A 17,003-nucleotide genomic window follows, 5' to 3' on the forward strand; every position below is an offset into this window, starting at 1 on the left:
CGAGGTTCCGGGACTCACGGGCAAAATAGCCTTGCGCTAGCCGCTACAGGATTGCGTGCTCGCAACCTGGTAGACGAGTGGAGCGTCGGGAGGAAACAGGTGCCCCCGGATGTATTCGATCCTGTTGGGGACGGCAGCCAGCGTGTCTTCGGTGTCGACTGGCGGAAACCTCTCGGGATGATGGAGGATCGCGAAGGCGAATAACGCGGTTTCGGCAAGGTCCTCGCGCTCGGGGGATTGCATGCCATAGGTGGTCAGGAAGCGGCCGTCACGCTTTTGCGCCTCCAGCCAGCCGGGCGCTAATCTGTGCTCTTCGTCCAGAGAGGCGTGAACCGCTTCGTGAAAGAGGCTTTCCTCGAGGTGATTGTAGCTTTCCCGCTGGCTGGCCTTTTCGGCATATACCACGATCTGTCCTGTTCCGGCATGAAAGCCCTCGTCCCCGTCGTGGATGCTGAACTTCCGAATACCGGCGCGGAGCACGGTTGGCAGGCGACCGAGAGGATCGGCAAATCTCTGGGCCTCGGCCTGGGCTGCCTCGCGTGTGCCGAACTCGGGATTGACGGCTATCTCGATATTTGTGCCATCGTCGTAGTGGGCAAGGAATAGAAATGCTTCTACCACAGGCTCGCCATCGACGCGCTTGTCCCAGATTTGGCGCGATCCTTGGCCGACAGGTTCGAGGCATTTGAAACTGCTCGGATCGGTCGCGGTAATAATGTCAAATACGGTTCCGGCAGTGTCGCCATAGATCGGTTCGGCGGCCTTGCCGGGTTTCGGCGGCAAACACCCGAATGCTGTGATGAGCCCCACAGCGGCGAAGCTGACCACCGGATACCATGCTGATCGAGGCAAGTTTCTTGTTCCTTCCTGGTCGGAGGACATGAATGGCCGACACGACAAACGCTGAATGGAGCGGCACGGGGTAGCTTCCGCAATCATGCATGGGTTTGCCTTGGCTGCCAAGAAGCCGGACCTGGGCGCACGCCAGTTTCCGGGGAGGGTTCTGAATGATGCTTTTTCGAGCGGCTTCGCTTACGATTGACGTAGCGTAAGGAATCGCTTGAGTGAAAGTGATCGGCGGGGCGGCGTGGGTTACTGGCCCGACGAACTTTGCACATCCGAGATGTGTCTACCATTGGGGGAACTATGAACTACGAAAACTACAAGTTCTACAAGCGGACTTACTTCCCGACGACTATCTTCCAGGTTGATCTTCCTGGTCCCGACTCTCTGAATGATAACCTTCTTCGGATGATTTATTCCGAGCGGGATCGCGACCGCAAGGGAATCGCGCGCTCGAACTTCGCCGAACTTGGCGGCTGGCACAGCCACAATGATCTCCACAAGGAAGATGACTATGCGCCCGTGGTGAACCTGATCGGCGATGCCACTGGCCGGATGTGCGATGAGATGGGCTATGACCCGAGCCGGGTTCTCAAGATCGGTACCATGTGGTCGATCATCAACCCGCCGGGCGCATCGAACCGGGCCCATATCCACCCAGGTTGTCTCTGGAGCGGCGTCTACTACGTCCAGGCCCCCCAGAATTGCGGTCGGATCGAGTTCATCGAACCGAGGACGATGAACCTGATGAACCAGCCGCGCTACAAGCCGAACGCCAAGCGGCATCGGGACTACTGGACCAAGGTCCGGTTCGAACCGAAGCCTGGCCGGATGATCATTTTCCCCGCGTGGCTCTACCACGGTGTGGATCCCAACACGACCGACGAGACCGGGGATGCCGGAAACCGGGTCATCATCAGTTTCAACCTGAACCAGGTGAAGGCCTGATCAACAAACGACCGGTTCTGCCGGAACGTCGGAGACCGGGCCGATCACTTGGCTCGGACCTCGCTTGCGCTGGCATCGCCCTGGTAAGGAAGGTTTGGGGACGGTATGGGGACCGGTACACTCGAAAGCTCTGCGCGCAACGCCTTCAGGCAAGGTGCGTATCTGCTGCTGACGACGTTCGGACTGAGCTTCGTCGTCAACGTCCTGCGCCTCGGCGGGCCGCTGTTCATGATCCTCATCTATGATCGGGTGCTGACTTCCCGATCCGAGGAGACGCTCTTCGCGCTGTTCTTCATGGTCGTGGTACTGATGGTCGTGCTGGGCCTGCTCGACTATGCGCGAAAGCGGATCGTCGCGCGGTTCGCCGCGCAGTTCCAGGAGCGACTGGAAGTCACGATCCTCGGTGCAGCGAACCAGAGCGACATGTTCCCGCGGGGGCGTTCCAAACCCGCCACCGGGCTCGACGAGGCGGACTCGCTGCGTGGGTTTTTCCACTCGGGCGGGTTGATTGCGGTGATGGATTTTCTCTGGACGCCGATGTTCGTCGCCGTGGTCTTTCTGCTGCACCCGTTGCTTGGCTATGTCTGCCTCGGCGGCATGGTCGTGATGCTCGCGCTGATGCTGATCAGGACCGCATTTATTGGTGGCCGAGAAGAGCGCTCGCTGGCAAGCACGCGGCAGATTTCCGAGCTACGCAACATGGTCACGGCCTCGCGCAGCGTGGTTCGGTCGCAAGGCATGAGTACAGGGTTCAAGCAGCGCTGGATGGCGGCGCGGGCGGGCGGCCGGGACAATGCCATCGCGCTCAAGGATTGGACCACCTGGTACGATCACCTGTCTTCGACCGTGGTTCTGATCGTGCGATATGGCGTGCTGGCCACGGGCGCTTATCTCGCGCTGGAGGGCAAACTGACCGTGGGCGCGATGGTGGCCAGCATGTTCCTTGTTTCGCGGGTGCTGATCCCGGTAAACCGCTTCGTTGGGGAGATCCCGGCGATCGGCAAGGCGATGGAGGCCTGGAAGCGCCTGCGCGGCATCCTCCATGATTGGGACGCCGCGACCGAGCGGCCCGTGACCGACGAAGCCGGAAATCCGCGCGTTCGCCTCGAGTTGAACGGTGTATCCGTACGTTCGCCTCTGACCGGGAAGACGCTCTTGAAGTCGCTCAACCTGAAAATCGCCCCGGGCGAGATGGTGGAGATCCTGGGCAGTTCGGGGCGCGGCAAGACGGTCCTGGCCGAGACGATCATGGGATTGAGAAAGCGTAGTGGCGGCACAATCCTGTGCGATGGTCACAACGTCTCGCGGATGACCGACGAAGAGCAAGCGCACAACTTTGGTTTTGTGCCCGAAGTGCCCGGTTTCGTCGATGGTACGCTGGCCGAAAATATCTCACACCTTGATCCCGAGGCATCTCCGGAGAAGATCGCCGCCGCGGCGCGGAAGGCGTGCCTGCATGCCTGGATCAGCGCGCTGCCTGAAGGGTATCAGACAGTGATCGACGCTGACGGCAGCGTTCTCTCGAAAGGGCAGCGGCAGCAGGTTGCGCTGGCACGGGCGCTTTATCACGAGCCGAAGGTACTGATCGTCGACGAGCCTGACAGTATGTTGCTCGAGCGTCTTCCCGAAACCATGCGCAGGACGTTCGACGGCATCCTATCGCGTGGCGGGGCGATCCTTCTTCTGGCGCGCAAGCCGCTTCAGGTGCAGCAGACGCGAACGCGGATGCAACTCGAGGGTGGCGCGCTCGTCTCAAAAAAGAAGATCGAGGCAGAGGGGGACGGTATCCACGAGCGCGGCTCGCGTACGGCTGCAAAAACCGAGCCGGGTAGGGTGACGGTGCTGTCGAAGCAGAAACTCTCCGGGACGATCAAAAAGGGGGGCGCGTGACAGCATGGACAGGCAACGCAAGACCTGGAACGCTCGCTCGCCGCTGCTTTTGAGCGTCGGCGCGCTCGTGATGCTTGCGGCATTGATCGGCGCCTGGGCCGCGCGAGCCAACATCGCTGGGGCGGTCATTGGCAAGGGAACGATCAAGGTCTCAAATACCATGACCGCCGTACAGCATCCGATCGGCGGCGTCGTCGCCGAGATCTTTGCTTTCAATGGCGACCAGGTCGACGCGGGGGATGTGGTCGTGCGGCTGGAGGACGCTCAGCTTCGGTCAGACCTCAAAGTCGTGGAGGGAAGTCTCTTCGAAACGCTGGCCAATATCGCACGCCTTGAAGCCGAGATCGATGGCCGGACTGACATCGTCCTGCATCCGTTGCTGGAAGAAGCCGTGAGCGATCGGGCGGAAGTCCGGAAGCTGGTCGAGCGTACGCAGCGTCAACTGACGGCGCAGTTCGAGGCGTTTACCACTGAAGCACGGCTCTTGGACGAGCAGGTCGCTCAGGCAGAGTCGCAGATCCTGGGAATCGCAGCGCAGGTGGCAGCCAAGCGCGAAGAGAAGGGATACATCGACGACGAGATGAACCGTCTGATGGACCTCGCCGATCGGGGGCTTCTCAAGCAGGCGGAACTGTTCAACCTTCAAAAGAACCTTACTGCGGTAAACGGTGAGATTGGACGGTTGGAGGCCAGTATCGCGGAATTGCGCGGCAAGATTTCCGAGATCGAGCTGAAGCGGCATACCATCATACCGAAGGAGCAGAAGCTTGCAGTAGCGGAGCTCAGCAAACTGCGTCCGGACCGGGCCAAGTTTCTCGAACAGCGTGCCTCGATCCTGTCGAACCTTTCGCGGCTGGATATCCGGGCACCGATCTCGGGCCGGATCCACGACTCCAAGGTGCTGGGGCTTCGTTCGGTCGTTGTGGCGGCCAGCCCGCTGATGATGATCATTCCGGATGCGGCACCGGCTATGGTGCTGGTTAAGGTGGATTCCTCGGACATTGACCAGGTGTTCCTTGGTCAGAACGCCCAGCTGAAGTTTACCGCCTTCAACGGTCGGCACATTCCGATCATTCTTGGCGACGTGATCCAGCTGTCGGCCGACGCCTTTGTCGACCCGATCACCAAGAAGGCGCACTACGAGGTGATCGTCAGCTTGAAGCCCGGAGAGATCGAGAAGCTTGGTGAGAGGGAACTGATCCCCGGGATGCCGGTGGAGGCGTTCTTCTCGACGGAAAGCCGTACGCCGATGAACTACATGATGCGACCGGTCATGACCTATCTGGATCGCGCATTCCGCGACTAACCTGCGGACCGCCGTGCCAGGAAGTATGACAGGACAGTGGCAGCCAGCCAGCCAAGCCCGCTGGCAGGCTGTTCGGCCACGGCAAACGGGACCGTGATCGCACCAACCCCGATGCGGATTGCCGAAAGGGCGGCTCCACCCGAGCCCAGGACTTGCCCCACGACCGCATCCAGAGCACCGCCGATCAGCCCGCCAATAAGCGTTACCAGTACCGCGCCGAGCAAAGCCAGCAGCATCCCGACGATACCACTTCGGGCGAAGAGGCCGTAGAGCAGCCAGGCCACCAGCGCGCCGCCAATCGCATGGGTGATTGCATTGATCCACAGGATCCGTACTTCGATCGCCTCGCGCGGTTGATCGGGAGAGAAGTCCTCGGCGACGAACAGCGCGGCGAAGATGCCGAGCGTCGCAGCCCAGATCAGCGCCACCGGCAGGCGGGCAGGGCGAGGCGAGACGGCGGTCATCTGATCGGTCATGGTGGTCCTCCCGCCAATGATCCTATCCCGGCGGGCCCATCATGCAAAGCTTTGGTCCGTCAGTACTTCTGCGGAACATAAAGCTCCGGCGGCAGCACCTTGCGTTCGTATTCTGGGTTGAAGACCCTGTCGGGCAGCGAGACCTCTTCGTGCGGCACTTCCTCGTAGGGGATCAGCGTCAGCAGGTGGTCGATGCAATTGAGCCGTGCGCGCTTCTTGTCGTTGCCCTCGACGATATACCAGGGCGCCTCGGGGATGTTCGTCCGGGCGAACATCTCTTCCTTGGCTTTGGTGTATTGCTCCCATCGGACGCGGGACTGCAGGTCCATCGGGCTCAGCTTCCACTGTTTCAGCGGGTCGTGGATACGCATCATGAAGCGCAGCTGCTGCTCTTCGTCGGTAATCGAGAACCAGTACTTGACCAGCCGGATGCCCGAGCGGACCAGCATACGCTCGAACTCGGGGACGTCGTTGAAGAACTGTTCAACCTGGTCTTCGTCGGCGAAGCCCATGACCCGCTCGACCCCGGCGCGGTTATACCAGGAGCGGTCGAAGAGCACGATCTCGCCGCCCGCGGGCAGGTGCGGGACATAGCGCTGGAAATACCACTGGGTCTTCTCACGGTCCGAGGGGGCGGGCAGGGCGACGGTCCGTACGATCCGCGGGTTCAGGCGTTGAGTGATGCGCTTGATGACGCCGCCCTTGCCGGCCGAGTCGCGACCCTCGAAGATCACGACGACCTTTTCCCTGCGATACTGCACCCAGTCCTGAAGCTTGATCAGCTCGGACTGCAGCGCCAGCAACTTCCGGAAATAGTCGCGGCGCTCGATGCTGGGCGGATGCGCTTCGCGGTAGAGGCGGCGGATCTCCATCGAGAGCGCCGGTTCCGAGATCTCGAGCTCGTAATCTTCGTCCAGCGTGTCGGCCAGTTCCGCCTCGAGCCAGTCCGCCTTGTTCATGTCGTCGGGAATCGTCATGGAGTGCCTTCCGCTCAAAGGTGATCTCGCCGCGGGCAGCCCGGGCTGCGCGCAATTCATCACCCCATGATGACGGTTTTGTTGCGGTATCGGCAAGCCTTCGGGACGGGTGCTGCGCGGCGCTTCGGACAATCATCGATCCGACGCGAGATATCCGCTTGACGATGGTTCGGTGCATCCGTATTACGACCGGACCGCGGGGCCGATGGCCCTGCCGGGGAAGGGCGGTTGTAGCTCAGTCGGTTAGAGTGCCGGCCTGTCACGCCGGAGGTCGCGGGTTCGAGCCCCGTCAACCGCGCCACTTCCCCCACTACGGCGCTGGCCGCAAAAGCGGTTGTAGCTCAGTTGGTTAGAGTGCCGGCCTGTCACGCCGGAGGTCGCGGGTTCGAGCCCCGTCAACCGCGCCACGCCCCTTAATGCTTACATTATGCTCCTCGGAAACAAAGTGGTGTGACGTCGATTTCGTGTTCGGGGCGAATGTCGCAGGATCGCCCGAACGTGTTCACTTTCCGGTCATGATTTTCCGGTCTTCCAGAGGCAGCGGACGTTCGTCCGTAGATTGCAATCCGGAGACTACATTATGACTACCTATACGATCGGCGGCGCCAACTTCGACGTCAACGACAGCACCGGCACGGTTATCGAGGCGGAGCCAGTCACTCTCACCATTGTCGCCGCTGAAGACAATCACGGCTGGAATTATGACGTCGTCCGTGATGACCCGACTGATTGGTCGCAGATTGAACCCGATATCTTCTACGTGAACCTCTTCATCGACGGAGAGCCGCTCAGCTATGACGAGGGACTCTTCTTCCACTTCGGACAGGTCGAACTGACCGACGGGAGTGTCGCGACGGTTCTGGAATTCGAGACCGAGGACGACAACGGCAACTACCTCGATGCCTATGATTTCTTCTATCAAACCAATCCGGCCGACTTTCCTGACTGGACGACGGTTGACGGCATGCAGTCCCTCTACGACAGCATCGAAAGTATCTCGGGTCCGAACGCCGGAACCTCGGACTTCATCAATTTCAACTTCTTCGGCGATGTCCAGAAGACCGAGGATGATGTCTACACCGGGTTTGGGAACGACGACGCATTCTTCGCCGGTCTCGGGAACGACATCGTTCGGGGTCGCGGTGGCGCGGATACTCTTGAAGGCGGCAAGGGTGATGACCGCCTTGCGGGCGGCCGCGGCAACGACGAGCTGCGCGGCAACCTCGACAATGATGTGCTGAAGGGCGGCGGCGGTGCCGACAAGCTGTTCGGCGACCAGGGCAATGACGTGCTGCGAGGCGGCCGTGGTCAGGACGAGCTGGACGGCGGTGCTGGCGAAGATCTGCTGGACGGCAAGGTTGGCCGGGACATCCTGACCGGCGGCGCCGATGCAGACACGTTCCAGTTTAAAGGCAACATCGACGGCGACTACATCACCGACTTCGAGCTTGGGATCGACACGCTCAAGATCAGCGCGGCGATCTGGGGGGACCCCGAGGTCGATACCGCGCAGGAGCTTGTCGATACCTACGGGACCACGATCGACGGCGAGTTCGTCCTGGACTTCTCGGCAGGTGCCAGCGGCCCGGGCGCCGACAAGATCACCTTCGCCGGGATCGCCGATGGCTCCCTGCTGGTCGAGGACATAATGATCTTCTGATCGGTCTAACGCCGGGCTAAATCTCTCGGCGCGAATGAAGAGGAGCGCGGATCATCTCCGCGCTCCTTCTGCGTTTCTACGGCGGCCTTGATTCAGGCCGCTACGTGGGTCCGCCGAGACACGAACTCTTCGAGTACCTGGCTATAGTCGGCGTGCTGCGAGGCCAGGTGAAGCGTCGCGGCGAGCATCCCCGCTTTCGAGCCGCAGTCGAAGCGCTGACCCGAAAACTCGAACCCGGCCAAGCCGATATCGTCTACGCCACGGGCGATGGCATCCGTCAATTGGATCTCGCCGCCTGCGCCCGGGTCCTGCGTTTCGAGCGCGTCAAAGATGCGATTGTCGAGCAAATAGCGCCCGACCACGGCGGTGGTGGAGGGGGCTACGTCGGGTTTCGGCTTTTCGACCATGCCCTCGGCGTAGACGGTGCGGCCATTGAGCGCCGTCGGGGCCAGCACGCCGTAGCTGGACACCTGTTCGCGCGGCACGTTCATCGTCGCGACCATGTGGCCGGCGCGCGTCGGATCGTATGCGGCGATCATCTCGGCCAGGCAACCCGGCTTCCCGAGGATCAGGTCGTCGGGCAGGACGACGGCCACCGGCCCGTCACCGGCATGTTCCCGAGCACACAGGACCGCGTGTCCCAGACCCAGCGGCTCGTGCTGCATGACAAACACGACTTCCTCGGTCTCGGTGCAGATCGCTGCCTGGTCCAGGTGATCGGCGATCCCGTGCTTGCCCTTCTCGCGCAGTTGCTGCTCGAGTTCGGCGTCCGCTTTCACGTGGCGCTCGATGGCCGACTTGAGCGGGTGGCTGACGAAGACCATGCGGCGGATGCCGGCGGCCCGCGCCTCGTCGATGGCGAACTGGATCAGGGGCGTGTCGATAACCGGAAGAAGCTCTTTCGGTGTTGCCTTGGTGGCCGGCAGGAAGCGCGTTCCCAGTCCGGCGACGGGGAAGATGGCGGTCTTGATCGGGCACTCGGACATGGGTCGATCTGCTCCTGGTTACGCTGCGGTGCAGCATGTTGCGTTCGTTGTCTTACGGTACATCAGTTCCGCCTCACGTCAAGAAAGTGGCGGAAAATTGCTCAGTTTTGTTCAGGTGCTCAAAAATCGGTCTTCGCTCGATTTCAGAACTCAGCGATCACGCTTGTGCTCGTGCCATGACTGAACATGACACGTATTTCCTCAAATTCCTACGTGTCCGCCGGGTAGAAACCTGTATTCTGTCGGATAGGTCCGCCCTTCTTTCGCGCCGGATCCGGGGATTTGATGCCCATCTGTTCTGTTCTCGTCAGAGTTTGCACAAATATCGGACAAAACCTGTCCCCGGCAATCATGCTGCGGGTGCGAAAGCTTGATTTTCCCTTCGGTCCCTTTACCTCCTGTCATGAGCACGCGTTTGGCGGCATTCTGTAGTCGGCCTTTCGCGCGCATCCGGTTCCGTCTCGTTGACGGTCGGTTTCGCCTTGCGGCGCACGAACGAGAAACGAAGCAGAAGGCACGCAGGTTCCACGAATGATGCTAGGTCCAGAACCGGTCCGCAAAGACCCGACCAAACCCGCCCCCTACGACCGCATTGCCGTGATTGGTGGCGGCGCCTGGGGAACTGCGCTGGCTGCCGTGGCGCGCAAGGCGGGGCGGGAAGTCCGGCTGTGGGCCCGCGACCCTGAAACCGTCGCGGGAATGCAGTCGACCGGACGGAACGACAAGTACCTGCCCGGGATCGAGCTGCCTGAGGGGATCGAGGCGACGGCCGACCTCGCACATGCCCTGGCTGACGCACACGCAGTGCTGCTCGTGACGCCTTCGTCCACGGTGCGAGAAATGAGCGCCAGGATGCGGCCATACCTCCCTCAGGGCGTCCCGGTCACGCTGTGCGCCAAGGGGATCGAGGTGCAGAGCGGCCTGTTGCTCGCCCAGGTGGTCGAGCAGGAGCTTCCCGGTCATCCCGTCGGTGCGCTGTCCGGTCCGTCCTTTGCTCACGAAGCGGCGAAGGGATTTCCCACCGCCGTCACCGTGGCCTTTCCATTCACCTACGAGGATCGTCTCAGACCGCGCGCCGCGACCGCGGTTCGGCTCGCCTACTCGGTCAGTTCGCCGGTTTTCCGCCCCTATATCTCGGACGACCTGGTCGGGGTCGAGGTTGGCGGCGCGGTCAAGAACGTCATTGCCATCGCCTGCGGGATGATGACCGGCGCCGGTTTCGCCGAAAACACCCGCGCTGCTTTGATCACCCGCGGCATCGACGAGATGAAGACATTGGCCCAGGCCTTGGGCGGACGGCGCGAGACCGTGACCGGCTTGTCCGGGGCGGGTGATCTGACGCTGACCTGCTCCTCGCAGACGTCGCGCAACATGTCGCTGGGCGTGCAGCTGGGGCAGGGGCTGGCGCGCGACGCCTGCTTCGAGGGCCGCCCGGTCGTCGTCGAGGGTGAAGTGAACGCCGTCTCGGTCATCGATCTTGCGCGCCGCATCGGCGTGCGCATGCCAATTGCCGAGGCCGTCCACGGCATCCTTCATGAGGGCGCTCCGCTGGGCGAGACCTTCGCCCGGCTCTGGTCCAGCCCACTCGAGGCGGAGCCGAACATGCTGGACATCTATGTTGATCACCCCGCCGACCTGTCGGCCATCCCGGACTTTGCCAAGGAGATCTCGTGACCCGTTCCCACCAGACAGCCAAGGATCTGGACAAGAAACGTTTTGTGCTGGCCACCGACCTGGACGGCACCTTTCTGGGAGGCTCGGAGAGCGAGCGAAGGCGTCTCTACGACTGGATCGAGGACAACCGCACCTCCATCGGCCTGATCTTCGTGACCGGGCGCGATCCGGATTTCATCCGCGAGCTATGCGGCGAGCGCGGCGTTCCTTGGCCCGACTATGCCGTGGGCGACGTCGGCACGACGATTGCACGGGTCGAGGCACCGCACGGGTTGCACCCGATCGAGGCGCTGGAGGAGGATATCTCCGCGCGCTGGCAGGACGCCGGGGCGCGGGTGCGCGCGGCGCTCGACGGTCACGACGGGCTGACGCTTCAGCCGACCGCCTTCCGCTACCGTGTCAGCTACGATCTCGACGCCGAGCGGTTCGACCCGTCCGCGAAGGACAAGGTGGCGGCGATGGAACTGGATCACCTGATATCCGACGACCGCTATTTCGACGTGCTGCCCAAGGGGGTCAGCAAGGGGCCGTCGCTGCGACGGCTGGTCGACCACCTGAATATCGAAGAGGAGCGCGTGCTCACCGCCGGCGACACGATGAACGATCTGTCGATGTTGGAATGCGGCCTCAAGGCCGTGGCCGTAGGCGGGTCCGAGGCCGCGCTTCTCGACCGGGTTCGTGACAATGACCGGGTGCACAAGGCCTGCGCCATCGGCGCCGCCGGCATCCTTGAGGCGGTCGCGGCCTTCAACCTTCACCCCGTACCGAAAGGAGAGCTCCATGCCCTCTGATCTGGTGATCGTCTACCACCGCCAGCCCTATGAGGAAGTCGAGGAAGACGGAAAGATCGTCTTCAAGGAGAACAAGAGCCCGAACGGCATCGTGCCCACTCTGAAAGGGTTCTTCGGCCGCGTTCAGAAGGGCGCGTGGGTGGCGTGGAAACTGGCCGAGGACACGTCGGATCCCGGTTTCGAGCGGGTGATCGAGATCGAGGACAGCTACGGCAAGTATACCGTATCGCGACTTCCGCTGACTGCCGAGCAGGTGTCGAGCTTCTACCACGTCACCTCGAAAGAGGCTTTCTGGCCGATCCTGCACAGCTTCAAGGAGCGCTACAACTACGACCCGGTCGACTGGCCGACGTTCCGTGAGGTGAACTGGGCCTTCGCCGAGGCCGCCGCCGCCGAGGCCGCGCCAGGCGCCTCGGTCTGGGTTCACGATTACAACCTGTGGCTGGTCCCGGGATACCTGCGCAAGCTGCGGCCGGACGTCCGGATAAGCTTCTTCCACCACACGCCGTTCCCGGCGGCGGACATGTTCAACGTGCTGCCCTGGCGGCACGAGATCGTGCGCAGCCTTCTGGATGCGGACATCGTCGGCTTTCACATCCCGCGCTATGCGGCGAACTTCGTCTCGGTCGCCCGATCGCTGTTCGATGTCGATGTGACCCGGCGCGAGCGGGTTCCGTCGGACATGATTTCCGAAGGTACCGCGCTGTCCGAGCGCAGCCTGCCGACCGAGGTCATGCACGAGGGCCGCAAGGTCACGATCAGCGCGGCGCCCGTGGGTGTAGATGTGGACTTCATCGACCGCAAGGCGGCGTTGGAAGAAACTGCGACCCGGGCCCGCGAGGTGAAGTCCGAACTAGGCGATTGCGACCTGATCCTCTCGGTCTCGCGGACCGATTACACCAAGGGCGGGGTCGAGCAGCTGCAAAGCTACGAACGCCTTCTGGAACGGCGGCCCGATCTGCGCGGCAAGGTGCGGCTGATGCATGTGTCGGTCAGTGCAAACCGTAACATGACCGCCTACGAAGAGGTCCAGACCGAGATCGAGAGCCTTGCGGGCCGGATCAACGGCACCTTCGGCTCGTTCGAGTGGCAGCCGGTGTCGCTGATTTCCTCGGCCGTGCCCTTCGACGAATTGATCGCCTATTACCGGGCGGCCAGCGTATGTTGGATCACGCCACTGGCGGATGGGATGAACCTTGTCGCGAAAGAGTTCGTCGCCGCGCGGACCGATGGTGATGGCGTGCTCGTGTTGTCGGAATTTGCCGGGGCGGCTGTCGAGATGGCGTCGGCGGTGCTGACCAACCCGTTCTCGCACCGCGCGATGGATCAGGCGATCGACACCGCGCTGGAAATGCCCGAAGAGGAGCGCCGCACTCGTATGGCCGAGCTTCGCAAGACGGTGCGAAGCCACGACATCCGCTACTGGGCCGAGGATCAGATGGGGCTTTTGGGGATCGGCGACACCTCGGACAGCGCCGCCGACAAGGTTCCGGCCTAGCCGTTCGTCAGGCAGTCGGCTAGCGATTGCGCCAGGGCGCGCAGCGTCTGGGCGTAATGCTCCGGCCCGATCTCGAAATCCGCGCCCAATGGGTCGAGCCGCGCGACCCGGGCCTCGGCGCCTTCCGCGGCGAGGTCGATCAACCGGGTGTCCTGCTGCGGTTCAGCGAAGACGCAGATCGCGCCTGATGCGCGGATTGCTTCGCGAATCTCGTCGATCCGGCGCGGTCCCGGAGCTGCAGCGTCTCCGCCAGTAATCGCGCCGACCGCGTCCATACCGTAGTGCGCGCCGAAATATTGATAGGCGTCGTGAAGAACGACAAAAGGCTTGCCTTTGGCGGGCGCAACCAATGTCTCGATTTCGTTGTCGAGCACGGCCAGCGCTTCGATCGCCGCATCGGCGTTTGCGGAATAGGTCTCTGCGTTCTCGGGGTCCTGGTCCGAGAGCGTGTCCGCGATCACGCGCACCCAGCCTGACGCGTTGCCGGGGTCGAGCCAGGCGTGGGGATCGGCGAGCATGTTCGAATGGTCGTGCTTGTCTTCATGCTCGTCGTGTCCGTCGTGCGCTTCCTGATGCTCTTCTTCTTGGTCATCGTGCTCGTGCTCGTGCTCATGCTCCGCATGGTCCGCCTCACCAAATACGGCTGTTTCGCGCACCGGCAGCCGCACGGTGCCCTTGGCAGCCAGCAGCTCGAGCCGGCGCGTTTCCGACGCAAGGCTGGCCTCGGCCTCGTCAAGCCACGGCGTATATCCTCCGCCGACCTGTACGATCAGCTCCGCGTCGGCTAGCAGGCCGGACTGGCTGGGGCGCATCGAGAAGTGATGCGGAGAGGCGCCGGCCGGTACGATCAGTTCGGGCGAGCCGACGCCGTTCATGACCTGCGCCACGAGACTGTGGACGGGGGCTATGTCCACGACCACTTTGGGGGCGTCGCCAAGAGCGGGCAGGGCGGTCAGGCTGAGAGTGGCGAGGCCGAGGGCGGCGGCACGCATGGGCAATCCTTTCGTGGTTGCAACTGAGGCGCGCTACAGCTAGATGATATGTTATAGTATTACAATAGGCATCGGGAATGAGCACAGAGACCGGTTCGGCGTTCGAGCGGCATGACCACGGCGCCTGCATGCACCGCGCCGCTGAGCGGCTGGAAGCGGATTGCGCTGAGCGCAACCTGCGCCTGACGCCCGTGCGCCGCCGCGTGTTCGAGATTCTGGCCGAGGGTCACAAGGCCATGGGCGCGTACGATGTGCTGTCGCGGCTCAGAGACGAGGGGATGGGCTCGCAGCCCCCGGTGGCCTACCGCGCCCTGGACTTCCTGGTCGAGGCTGGGGTGGTGCACCGGATCCACAGGCTCAACGCCTTCATCGCCTGCGTGCACGAGGGTGCGCACCGGCCTGCCTTCCTGATCTGTCGGGAGTGTCGCCGGGTCGAGGAAACCGAACTGCCCAAGGCCCGCACCGCGCTTGCCGAGGCCGCCGAGGAAGCCGGCTTCACACTTGAGCGCAGCTCGATCGAGGCGGTGGGACTGTGCCCGGAGTGTGCGCCCGCATGAGCCTTCAGGAGAATACGTTGATTAGGGCTGATGGCCTGTCGGTGGACCTCTCGGGCCGCCGGGTGCTGTGGGACGTCGACCTCTCGGTGCATCGCAGAGAAGTCGTAACCGTCGTAGGCCCGAACGGATCTGGCAAGACCACGCTGCTGCGACTGCTGATCGGTGCGCTGAAGCCGACCGGGGGGCGGATCGACCGGGCCAAGGGGCTGAAGCAGGGCTATGTGCCGCAGAAGCTCCGGCTCGACCCGACGCTGCCGCTGACAGTGGCCCGCTTCCTGGGCCTGCCGACGCGGGTGCCGCGTGAGGCCGTAGACCGGGCGCTCGAACGCGTCGGCATGACCGACCACGCCGAGGCGCAGGTGGTATCGCTTTCAGGCGGGCAGACGCAGCGCGTCATGCTGGCACGCGCGCTGCTGGGCGCACCGGACCTGCTGATCCTGGACGAGGCGACACAGGGTCTCGACCAGCCGGGGGAGGCGGCGTTCTATCAGCTGATCGATGAGGTCCGCCATGCGCTCGGCTGCGGGGTGCTGATGGTCAGCCATGACCTGCACGTCGTCATGAGCGCCTCGGACCGGGTAATCTGCCTCAATGGCCACATCTGCTGCGAGGGTACCCCCAACGTGGTCTCGGACGCGCCGGAGTACCGGGCGTTGTTCGGGGTCGGCACCGGCGGCGCGCTGGCGCTTTATCCGCATGCCCACGACCACGGGCATCACCACGATCACCATCATCAACACGAACAGCAGGCAGGCTGATGCTCGACGATTTCCTTGTTCGCGCTGCGCTCGCGGGTATCGCGCTGGCATTGGCGGCGGGTCCGCTGGGCTGTCTCGTGGTCTGGCGGAGGATCGCCTATTTCGGCGACGCGACATCGCACGCGGCGATCCTGGGCGTGGCGCTGGCACTGGCCCTGCAGATCCCGGTATTGGCCGGAGTGCTGGCGGTAGCGCTCGCCGTCGCGTTGGCGGTTTCGGGCCTGGGCGGACGGCTCTATGCCGAAGATACGTTGCTGGGTGTCGCCGCACACGCGGGGCTCGCCATCGGGTTGGTGGCGCTTGCGCTGACGGCGCCGGCCTCTCTCAGCGTCGAGAGCTTTCTCTTCGGTGAGATCCTCGCCGTGACCAAGGTTGAGCTCGGCGTGATCTGGCTGGGGGCGCTCGGCATCGCGGGGCTGATCGCTTGGCGCTGGTCGGCGCTGTTGACTGCGACCGTCAGCCCGGAACTGGCACAGGCTGCTGGCATTGACCCGCGCCGAGAACAGTTTCTGGTGACATGCGCCCTGGCAGCGCTGGTGGCGGTCGCCCTGAAAATCGTCGGTGCGCTGCTGATCACGGCGATGTTGGTGATCCCGGCCGCCGCCGCACGGCCGCTGGCTCGCACTCCCGAGGCCATGGCCATGATATCGGTGCTTCTATCGATCGCGTCGGTCGGTTTGGGTCTCTGGGCCTCATGGCAGTTGGACAGCCCGACAGGCCCCACGATCGTTGCGGCGGCTGCGGCGCTGTTCGTCCTGGCGCAAATGGTCCGGCCCCTCGGCGTAGCCGGCGGGCGGTAGCGTCAGTTCCCGGCGACTCCGAGAACCAGAGCGAGCGTTGCCGCGAACCCGAATACAACGACGAGGCGGATCCGCCACTGGTTCTGCTCTTCCTCGTCGAGGCTTTCGCCCAACCAGTTCTGCACGAAGGTTCGGGTCGGATACCGGTCGGCGCCGTTCGTCAGGCCGGTGTCGACGAAGACGACCCTCTCGGCCCCAGAGATCAGCAGCGTGTCCGTGGTATCGAGCGCGTAGCGGACCTCCTCGCGCCCCAGGCGCTTCAGTGCTCGCGCCCAACTCTGCCGAATTCGGCGGCTCGGGCGACCGACCTTCTTAAGGTCGTGCCCGAGCCTCCGGGTGCGCCGCCCCACCCTCGGCGCACGCCCGGCTGAAATAGCCTCAGTTGTTTTCCCGTCGAGCCGTTTGCCCGCGGACCAGTCTCGGCCAATGCCGAAGAGCCGTGCAGAAAGCGTACCAACTACTGAGTTCGATGAATTACGTTCAGCTTCGAGCTGACGGCCGAAAGCAGACATTCTCATAGACTTCCCCCACATCCAGCACAGAGAAAAGGGTGCAGGGGGCAATGCGAGCAATCAAGTTGCAAATCTGGAATGTGGGCGGGAATGTGCTGAAAGTCGGGCGGTTTCTAACCTTGGTTTACGGCAGGAACGGTCGACACGATAACGCCGCAGGGAAGCAGTGCGGTTATCGGCCCTTATTCCATGGCACGGTCCTTTGTAGTGTCGCCTGTGACCTGAGACCCGACTCTCCTCCGAGTTTCCGGAGAGTCCGTGGGTTGATTTCTGGGGCTATGCGGCGCGCATTTCCAGCCTGATCTTCTCCGCAAACTCGGCCGGCGGGAGGTTCC

Annotated in this window: 16 protein-coding genes and 2 tRNA genes; 12 read left to right on the forward strand and 6 right to left on the reverse strand. The window is 63.0% G+C overall.

The features are described 5' to 3' along the window. Positions 1–36: 36 nt before the first annotated feature. Positions 37–828: a hypothetical protein gene (locus tag ACW9UR_RS06570; protein ID WP_458916136.1), complete on the reverse strand. Its 792-nt coding sequence runs from the start codon at positions 826–828 to the stop codon at positions 37–39. A 318-nt stretch (positions 829–1,146) separates the two neighbouring features. Between ACW9UR_RS06570 and ACW9UR_RS06575 the strand changes: the two genes are divergently transcribed. The 3 genes from ACW9UR_RS06575 to ACW9UR_RS06585 all read left to right on the forward strand — a co-directional run bounded on the left by ACW9UR_RS06575 (position 1,147) and on the right by ACW9UR_RS06585 (position 4,987). Further along, positions 1,147–1,791, forward strand: coding sequence for a TIGR02466 family protein (locus tag ACW9UR_RS06575; RefSeq protein WP_458916137.1), 645 nt, complete (start codon positions 1,147–1,149; stop codon positions 1,789–1,791). A 105-nt stretch (positions 1,792–1,896) separates the two neighbouring features. Then, positions 1,897–3,681 (forward strand): type I secretion system permease/ATPase, encoded by a 1,785-nt coding sequence (locus ACW9UR_RS06580; RefSeq protein ID WP_458916138.1) that lies wholly within the window; start codon positions 1,897–1,899, stop codon positions 3,679–3,681. Between the two features lie 4 nt (positions 3,682–3,685). Further along, positions 3,686–4,987: an HlyD family type I secretion periplasmic adaptor subunit gene (locus ACW9UR_RS06585; protein WP_458916139.1), complete on the forward strand. Its 1,302-nt coding sequence runs from the start codon at positions 3,686–3,688 to the stop codon at positions 4,985–4,987. Here the strand turns inward: ACW9UR_RS06585 and ACW9UR_RS06590 are convergent. Together ACW9UR_RS06590 and ppk2 are read right to left on the reverse strand one after the other, a co-directional pair. Further along, positions 4,984–5,463, reverse strand: a complete 480-nt coding sequence (locus ACW9UR_RS06590; RefSeq protein ID WP_458916140.1) for a hypothetical protein — start codon at positions 5,461–5,463, stop codon at positions 4,984–4,986. The two genes, ACW9UR_RS06585 and ACW9UR_RS06590, sit on opposite strands and share 4 nt — an antisense overlap. 59 nt (positions 5,464–5,522) lie before the next feature. After that, positions 5,523–6,440 (reverse strand): polyphosphate kinase 2, encoded by a 918-nt coding sequence (gene ppk2 / locus ACW9UR_RS06595; RefSeq protein ID WP_458916141.1) that lies wholly within the window; start codon positions 6,438–6,440, stop codon positions 5,523–5,525. Positions 6,441–6,664: 224 nt separating this feature from the next. On the opposite strand from ppk2, the gene ACW9UR_RS06600 reads away from it, so the two are divergent. From ACW9UR_RS06600 to ACW9UR_RS06610, 3 genes are all read left to right on the forward strand, one after another. Then, a tRNA-Asp gene (locus ACW9UR_RS06600) sits at positions 6,665–6,741 on the forward strand. 29 nt (positions 6,742–6,770) lie between these two features. Continuing rightward, positions 6,771–6,847, forward strand: a tRNA-Asp gene (locus ACW9UR_RS06605). Between the two features lie 173 nt (positions 6,848–7,020). Beyond that, the gene (locus ACW9UR_RS06610) at positions 7,021–8,100 is read left to right on the forward strand and encodes a calcium-binding protein (RefSeq protein ID WP_458916142.1); all 1,080 of its coding nucleotides are present in this window, start codon (positions 7,021–7,023) and stop codon (positions 8,098–8,100) included. Between the two features lie 92 nt (positions 8,101–8,192). On the opposite strand, the gene ACW9UR_RS06615 is transcribed toward ACW9UR_RS06610, so the two are convergent. Next, a complete protein-coding gene (locus ACW9UR_RS06615; RefSeq protein ID WP_458916143.1) occupies positions 8,193–9,086 on the reverse strand; it encodes a UTP--glucose-1-phosphate uridylyltransferase in 894 nt (297 codons plus the stop codon). A gap of 531 nt (positions 9,087–9,617) precedes the next feature. Between ACW9UR_RS06615 and ACW9UR_RS06620 the strand changes: the two genes are divergently transcribed. From ACW9UR_RS06620 to ggpS, 3 genes are read left to right on the forward strand one after another with little or no spacing between them, the layout of a single operon-like run. Continuing rightward, on the forward strand, positions 9,618–10,760 hold the full coding sequence (locus ACW9UR_RS06620) for an NAD(P)H-dependent glycerol-3-phosphate dehydrogenase (protein WP_458916144.1): 1,143 nt from the start codon (positions 9,618–9,620) through the stop codon (positions 10,758–10,760). After that, on the forward strand, positions 10,757–11,551 hold the full coding sequence (locus ACW9UR_RS06625; RefSeq protein ID WP_458916145.1) for an HAD-IIB family hydrolase: 795 nt from the start codon (positions 10,757–10,759) through the stop codon (positions 11,549–11,551). The genes ACW9UR_RS06620 and ACW9UR_RS06625 overlap by 4 nt, the downstream gene beginning before the upstream one ends. Continuing rightward, positions 11,541–13,049, forward strand: a complete 1,509-nt coding sequence (gene ggpS, locus ACW9UR_RS06630) for a glucosylglycerol-phosphate synthase (protein ID WP_458916146.1) — start codon at positions 11,541–11,543, stop codon at positions 13,047–13,049. The genes ACW9UR_RS06625 and ggpS overlap by 11 nt, the downstream gene beginning before the upstream one ends. Here ggpS and ACW9UR_RS06635 read toward each other — a convergent pair. Next, positions 13,046–14,041, reverse strand: a complete 996-nt coding sequence (locus ACW9UR_RS06635) for a zinc ABC transporter substrate-binding protein (RefSeq protein WP_458916147.1) — start codon at positions 14,039–14,041, stop codon at positions 13,046–13,048. The genes ggpS and ACW9UR_RS06635 overlap by 4 nt on opposite strands. A 77-nt stretch (positions 14,042–14,118) precedes the next feature. Here ACW9UR_RS06635 and ACW9UR_RS06640 point away from each other — a divergent pair, with 77 nt between their 5' ends. From ACW9UR_RS06640 to ACW9UR_RS06650, 3 genes are read left to right on the forward strand one after another with little or no spacing between them, the layout of a single operon-like run. Then, positions 14,119–14,598: a Fur family transcriptional regulator gene (locus tag ACW9UR_RS06640; protein ID WP_458916148.1), complete on the forward strand. Its 480-nt coding sequence runs from the start codon at positions 14,119–14,121 to the stop codon at positions 14,596–14,598. Next, positions 14,595–15,356: a metal ABC transporter ATP-binding protein gene (locus tag ACW9UR_RS06645; protein ID WP_458916149.1), complete on the forward strand. Its 762-nt coding sequence runs from the start codon at positions 14,595–14,597 to the stop codon at positions 15,354–15,356. Before ACW9UR_RS06640 ends, ACW9UR_RS06645 begins: the two co-directional genes overlap by 4 nt. Continuing rightward, on the forward strand, positions 15,356–16,156 hold the full coding sequence (locus tag ACW9UR_RS06650) for a metal ABC transporter permease (protein ID WP_458916150.1): 801 nt from the start codon (positions 15,356–15,358) through the stop codon (positions 16,154–16,156). The genes ACW9UR_RS06645 and ACW9UR_RS06650 overlap by 1 nt, the downstream gene beginning before the upstream one ends. Before the next feature lie 2 nt (positions 16,157–16,158). On the opposite strand, the gene ACW9UR_RS06655 is transcribed toward ACW9UR_RS06650, so the two are convergent. Next, positions 16,159–16,506: a hypothetical protein gene (locus tag ACW9UR_RS06655; RefSeq protein WP_458916151.1), complete on the reverse strand. Its 348-nt coding sequence runs from the start codon at positions 16,504–16,506 to the stop codon at positions 16,159–16,161. Positions 16,507–17,003 lie beyond the last annotated feature (497 nt).

This window comes from Halovulum sp. GXIMD14794, assembly GCF_054457455.1.

What these genes read in the sequence shown, in the direction of transcription:
- ACW9UR_RS06575 (WP_458916137.1), top strand. Translation starts at nt 1,147, where the DNA reads ATGAACTACGAAAACTACAAGTTCTACAAGCGGACTTACTTCCCGACG.
- ACW9UR_RS06580 (WP_458916138.1), top strand. Translation starts at nt 1,897, where the DNA reads ATGGGGACCGGTACACTCGAAAGCTCTGCGCGCAACGCCTTCAGGCAA.
- ACW9UR_RS06585 (WP_458916139.1), top strand. Translation starts at nt 3,686, where the DNA reads ATGGACAGGCAACGCAAGACCTGGAACGCTCGCTCGCCGCTGCTTTTG.
- ACW9UR_RS06590 (WP_458916140.1), bottom strand. Translation starts at nt 5,463, where the DNA reads ATGACCGATCAGATGACCGCCGTCTCGCCTCGCCCTGCCCGCCTGCCG.
- ppk2 (WP_458916141.1), bottom strand. Translation starts at nt 6,440, where the DNA reads ATGACGATTCCCGACGACATGAACAAGGCGGACTGGCTCGAGGCGGAA.
- ACW9UR_RS06610 (WP_458916142.1), top strand. Translation starts at nt 7,021, where the DNA reads ATGACTACCTATACGATCGGCGGCGCCAACTTCGACGTCAACGACAGC.
- ACW9UR_RS06615 (WP_458916143.1), bottom strand. Translation starts at nt 9,086, where the DNA reads ATGTCCGAGTGCCCGATCAAGACCGCCATCTTCCCCGTCGCCGGACTG.
- ACW9UR_RS06620 (WP_458916144.1), top strand. Translation starts at nt 9,618, where the DNA reads ATGATGCTAGGTCCAGAACCGGTCCGCAAAGACCCGACCAAACCCGCC.
- ggpS (WP_458916146.1), top strand. Translation starts at nt 11,541, where the DNA reads ATGCCCTCTGATCTGGTGATCGTCTACCACCGCCAGCCCTATGAGGAA.
- ACW9UR_RS06635 (WP_458916147.1), bottom strand. Translation starts at nt 14,041, where the DNA reads ATGCGTGCCGCCGCCCTCGGCCTCGCCACTCTCAGCCTGACCGCCCTG.
- ACW9UR_RS06640 (WP_458916148.1), top strand. Translation starts at nt 14,119, where the DNA reads ATGAGCACAGAGACCGGTTCGGCGTTCGAGCGGCATGACCACGGCGCC.
- ACW9UR_RS06645 (WP_458916149.1), top strand. Translation starts at nt 14,595, where the DNA reads ATGAGCCTTCAGGAGAATACGTTGATTAGGGCTGATGGCCTGTCGGTG.
- ACW9UR_RS06650 (WP_458916150.1), top strand. Translation starts at nt 15,356, where the DNA reads ATGCTCGACGATTTCCTTGTTCGCGCTGCGCTCGCGGGTATCGCGCTG.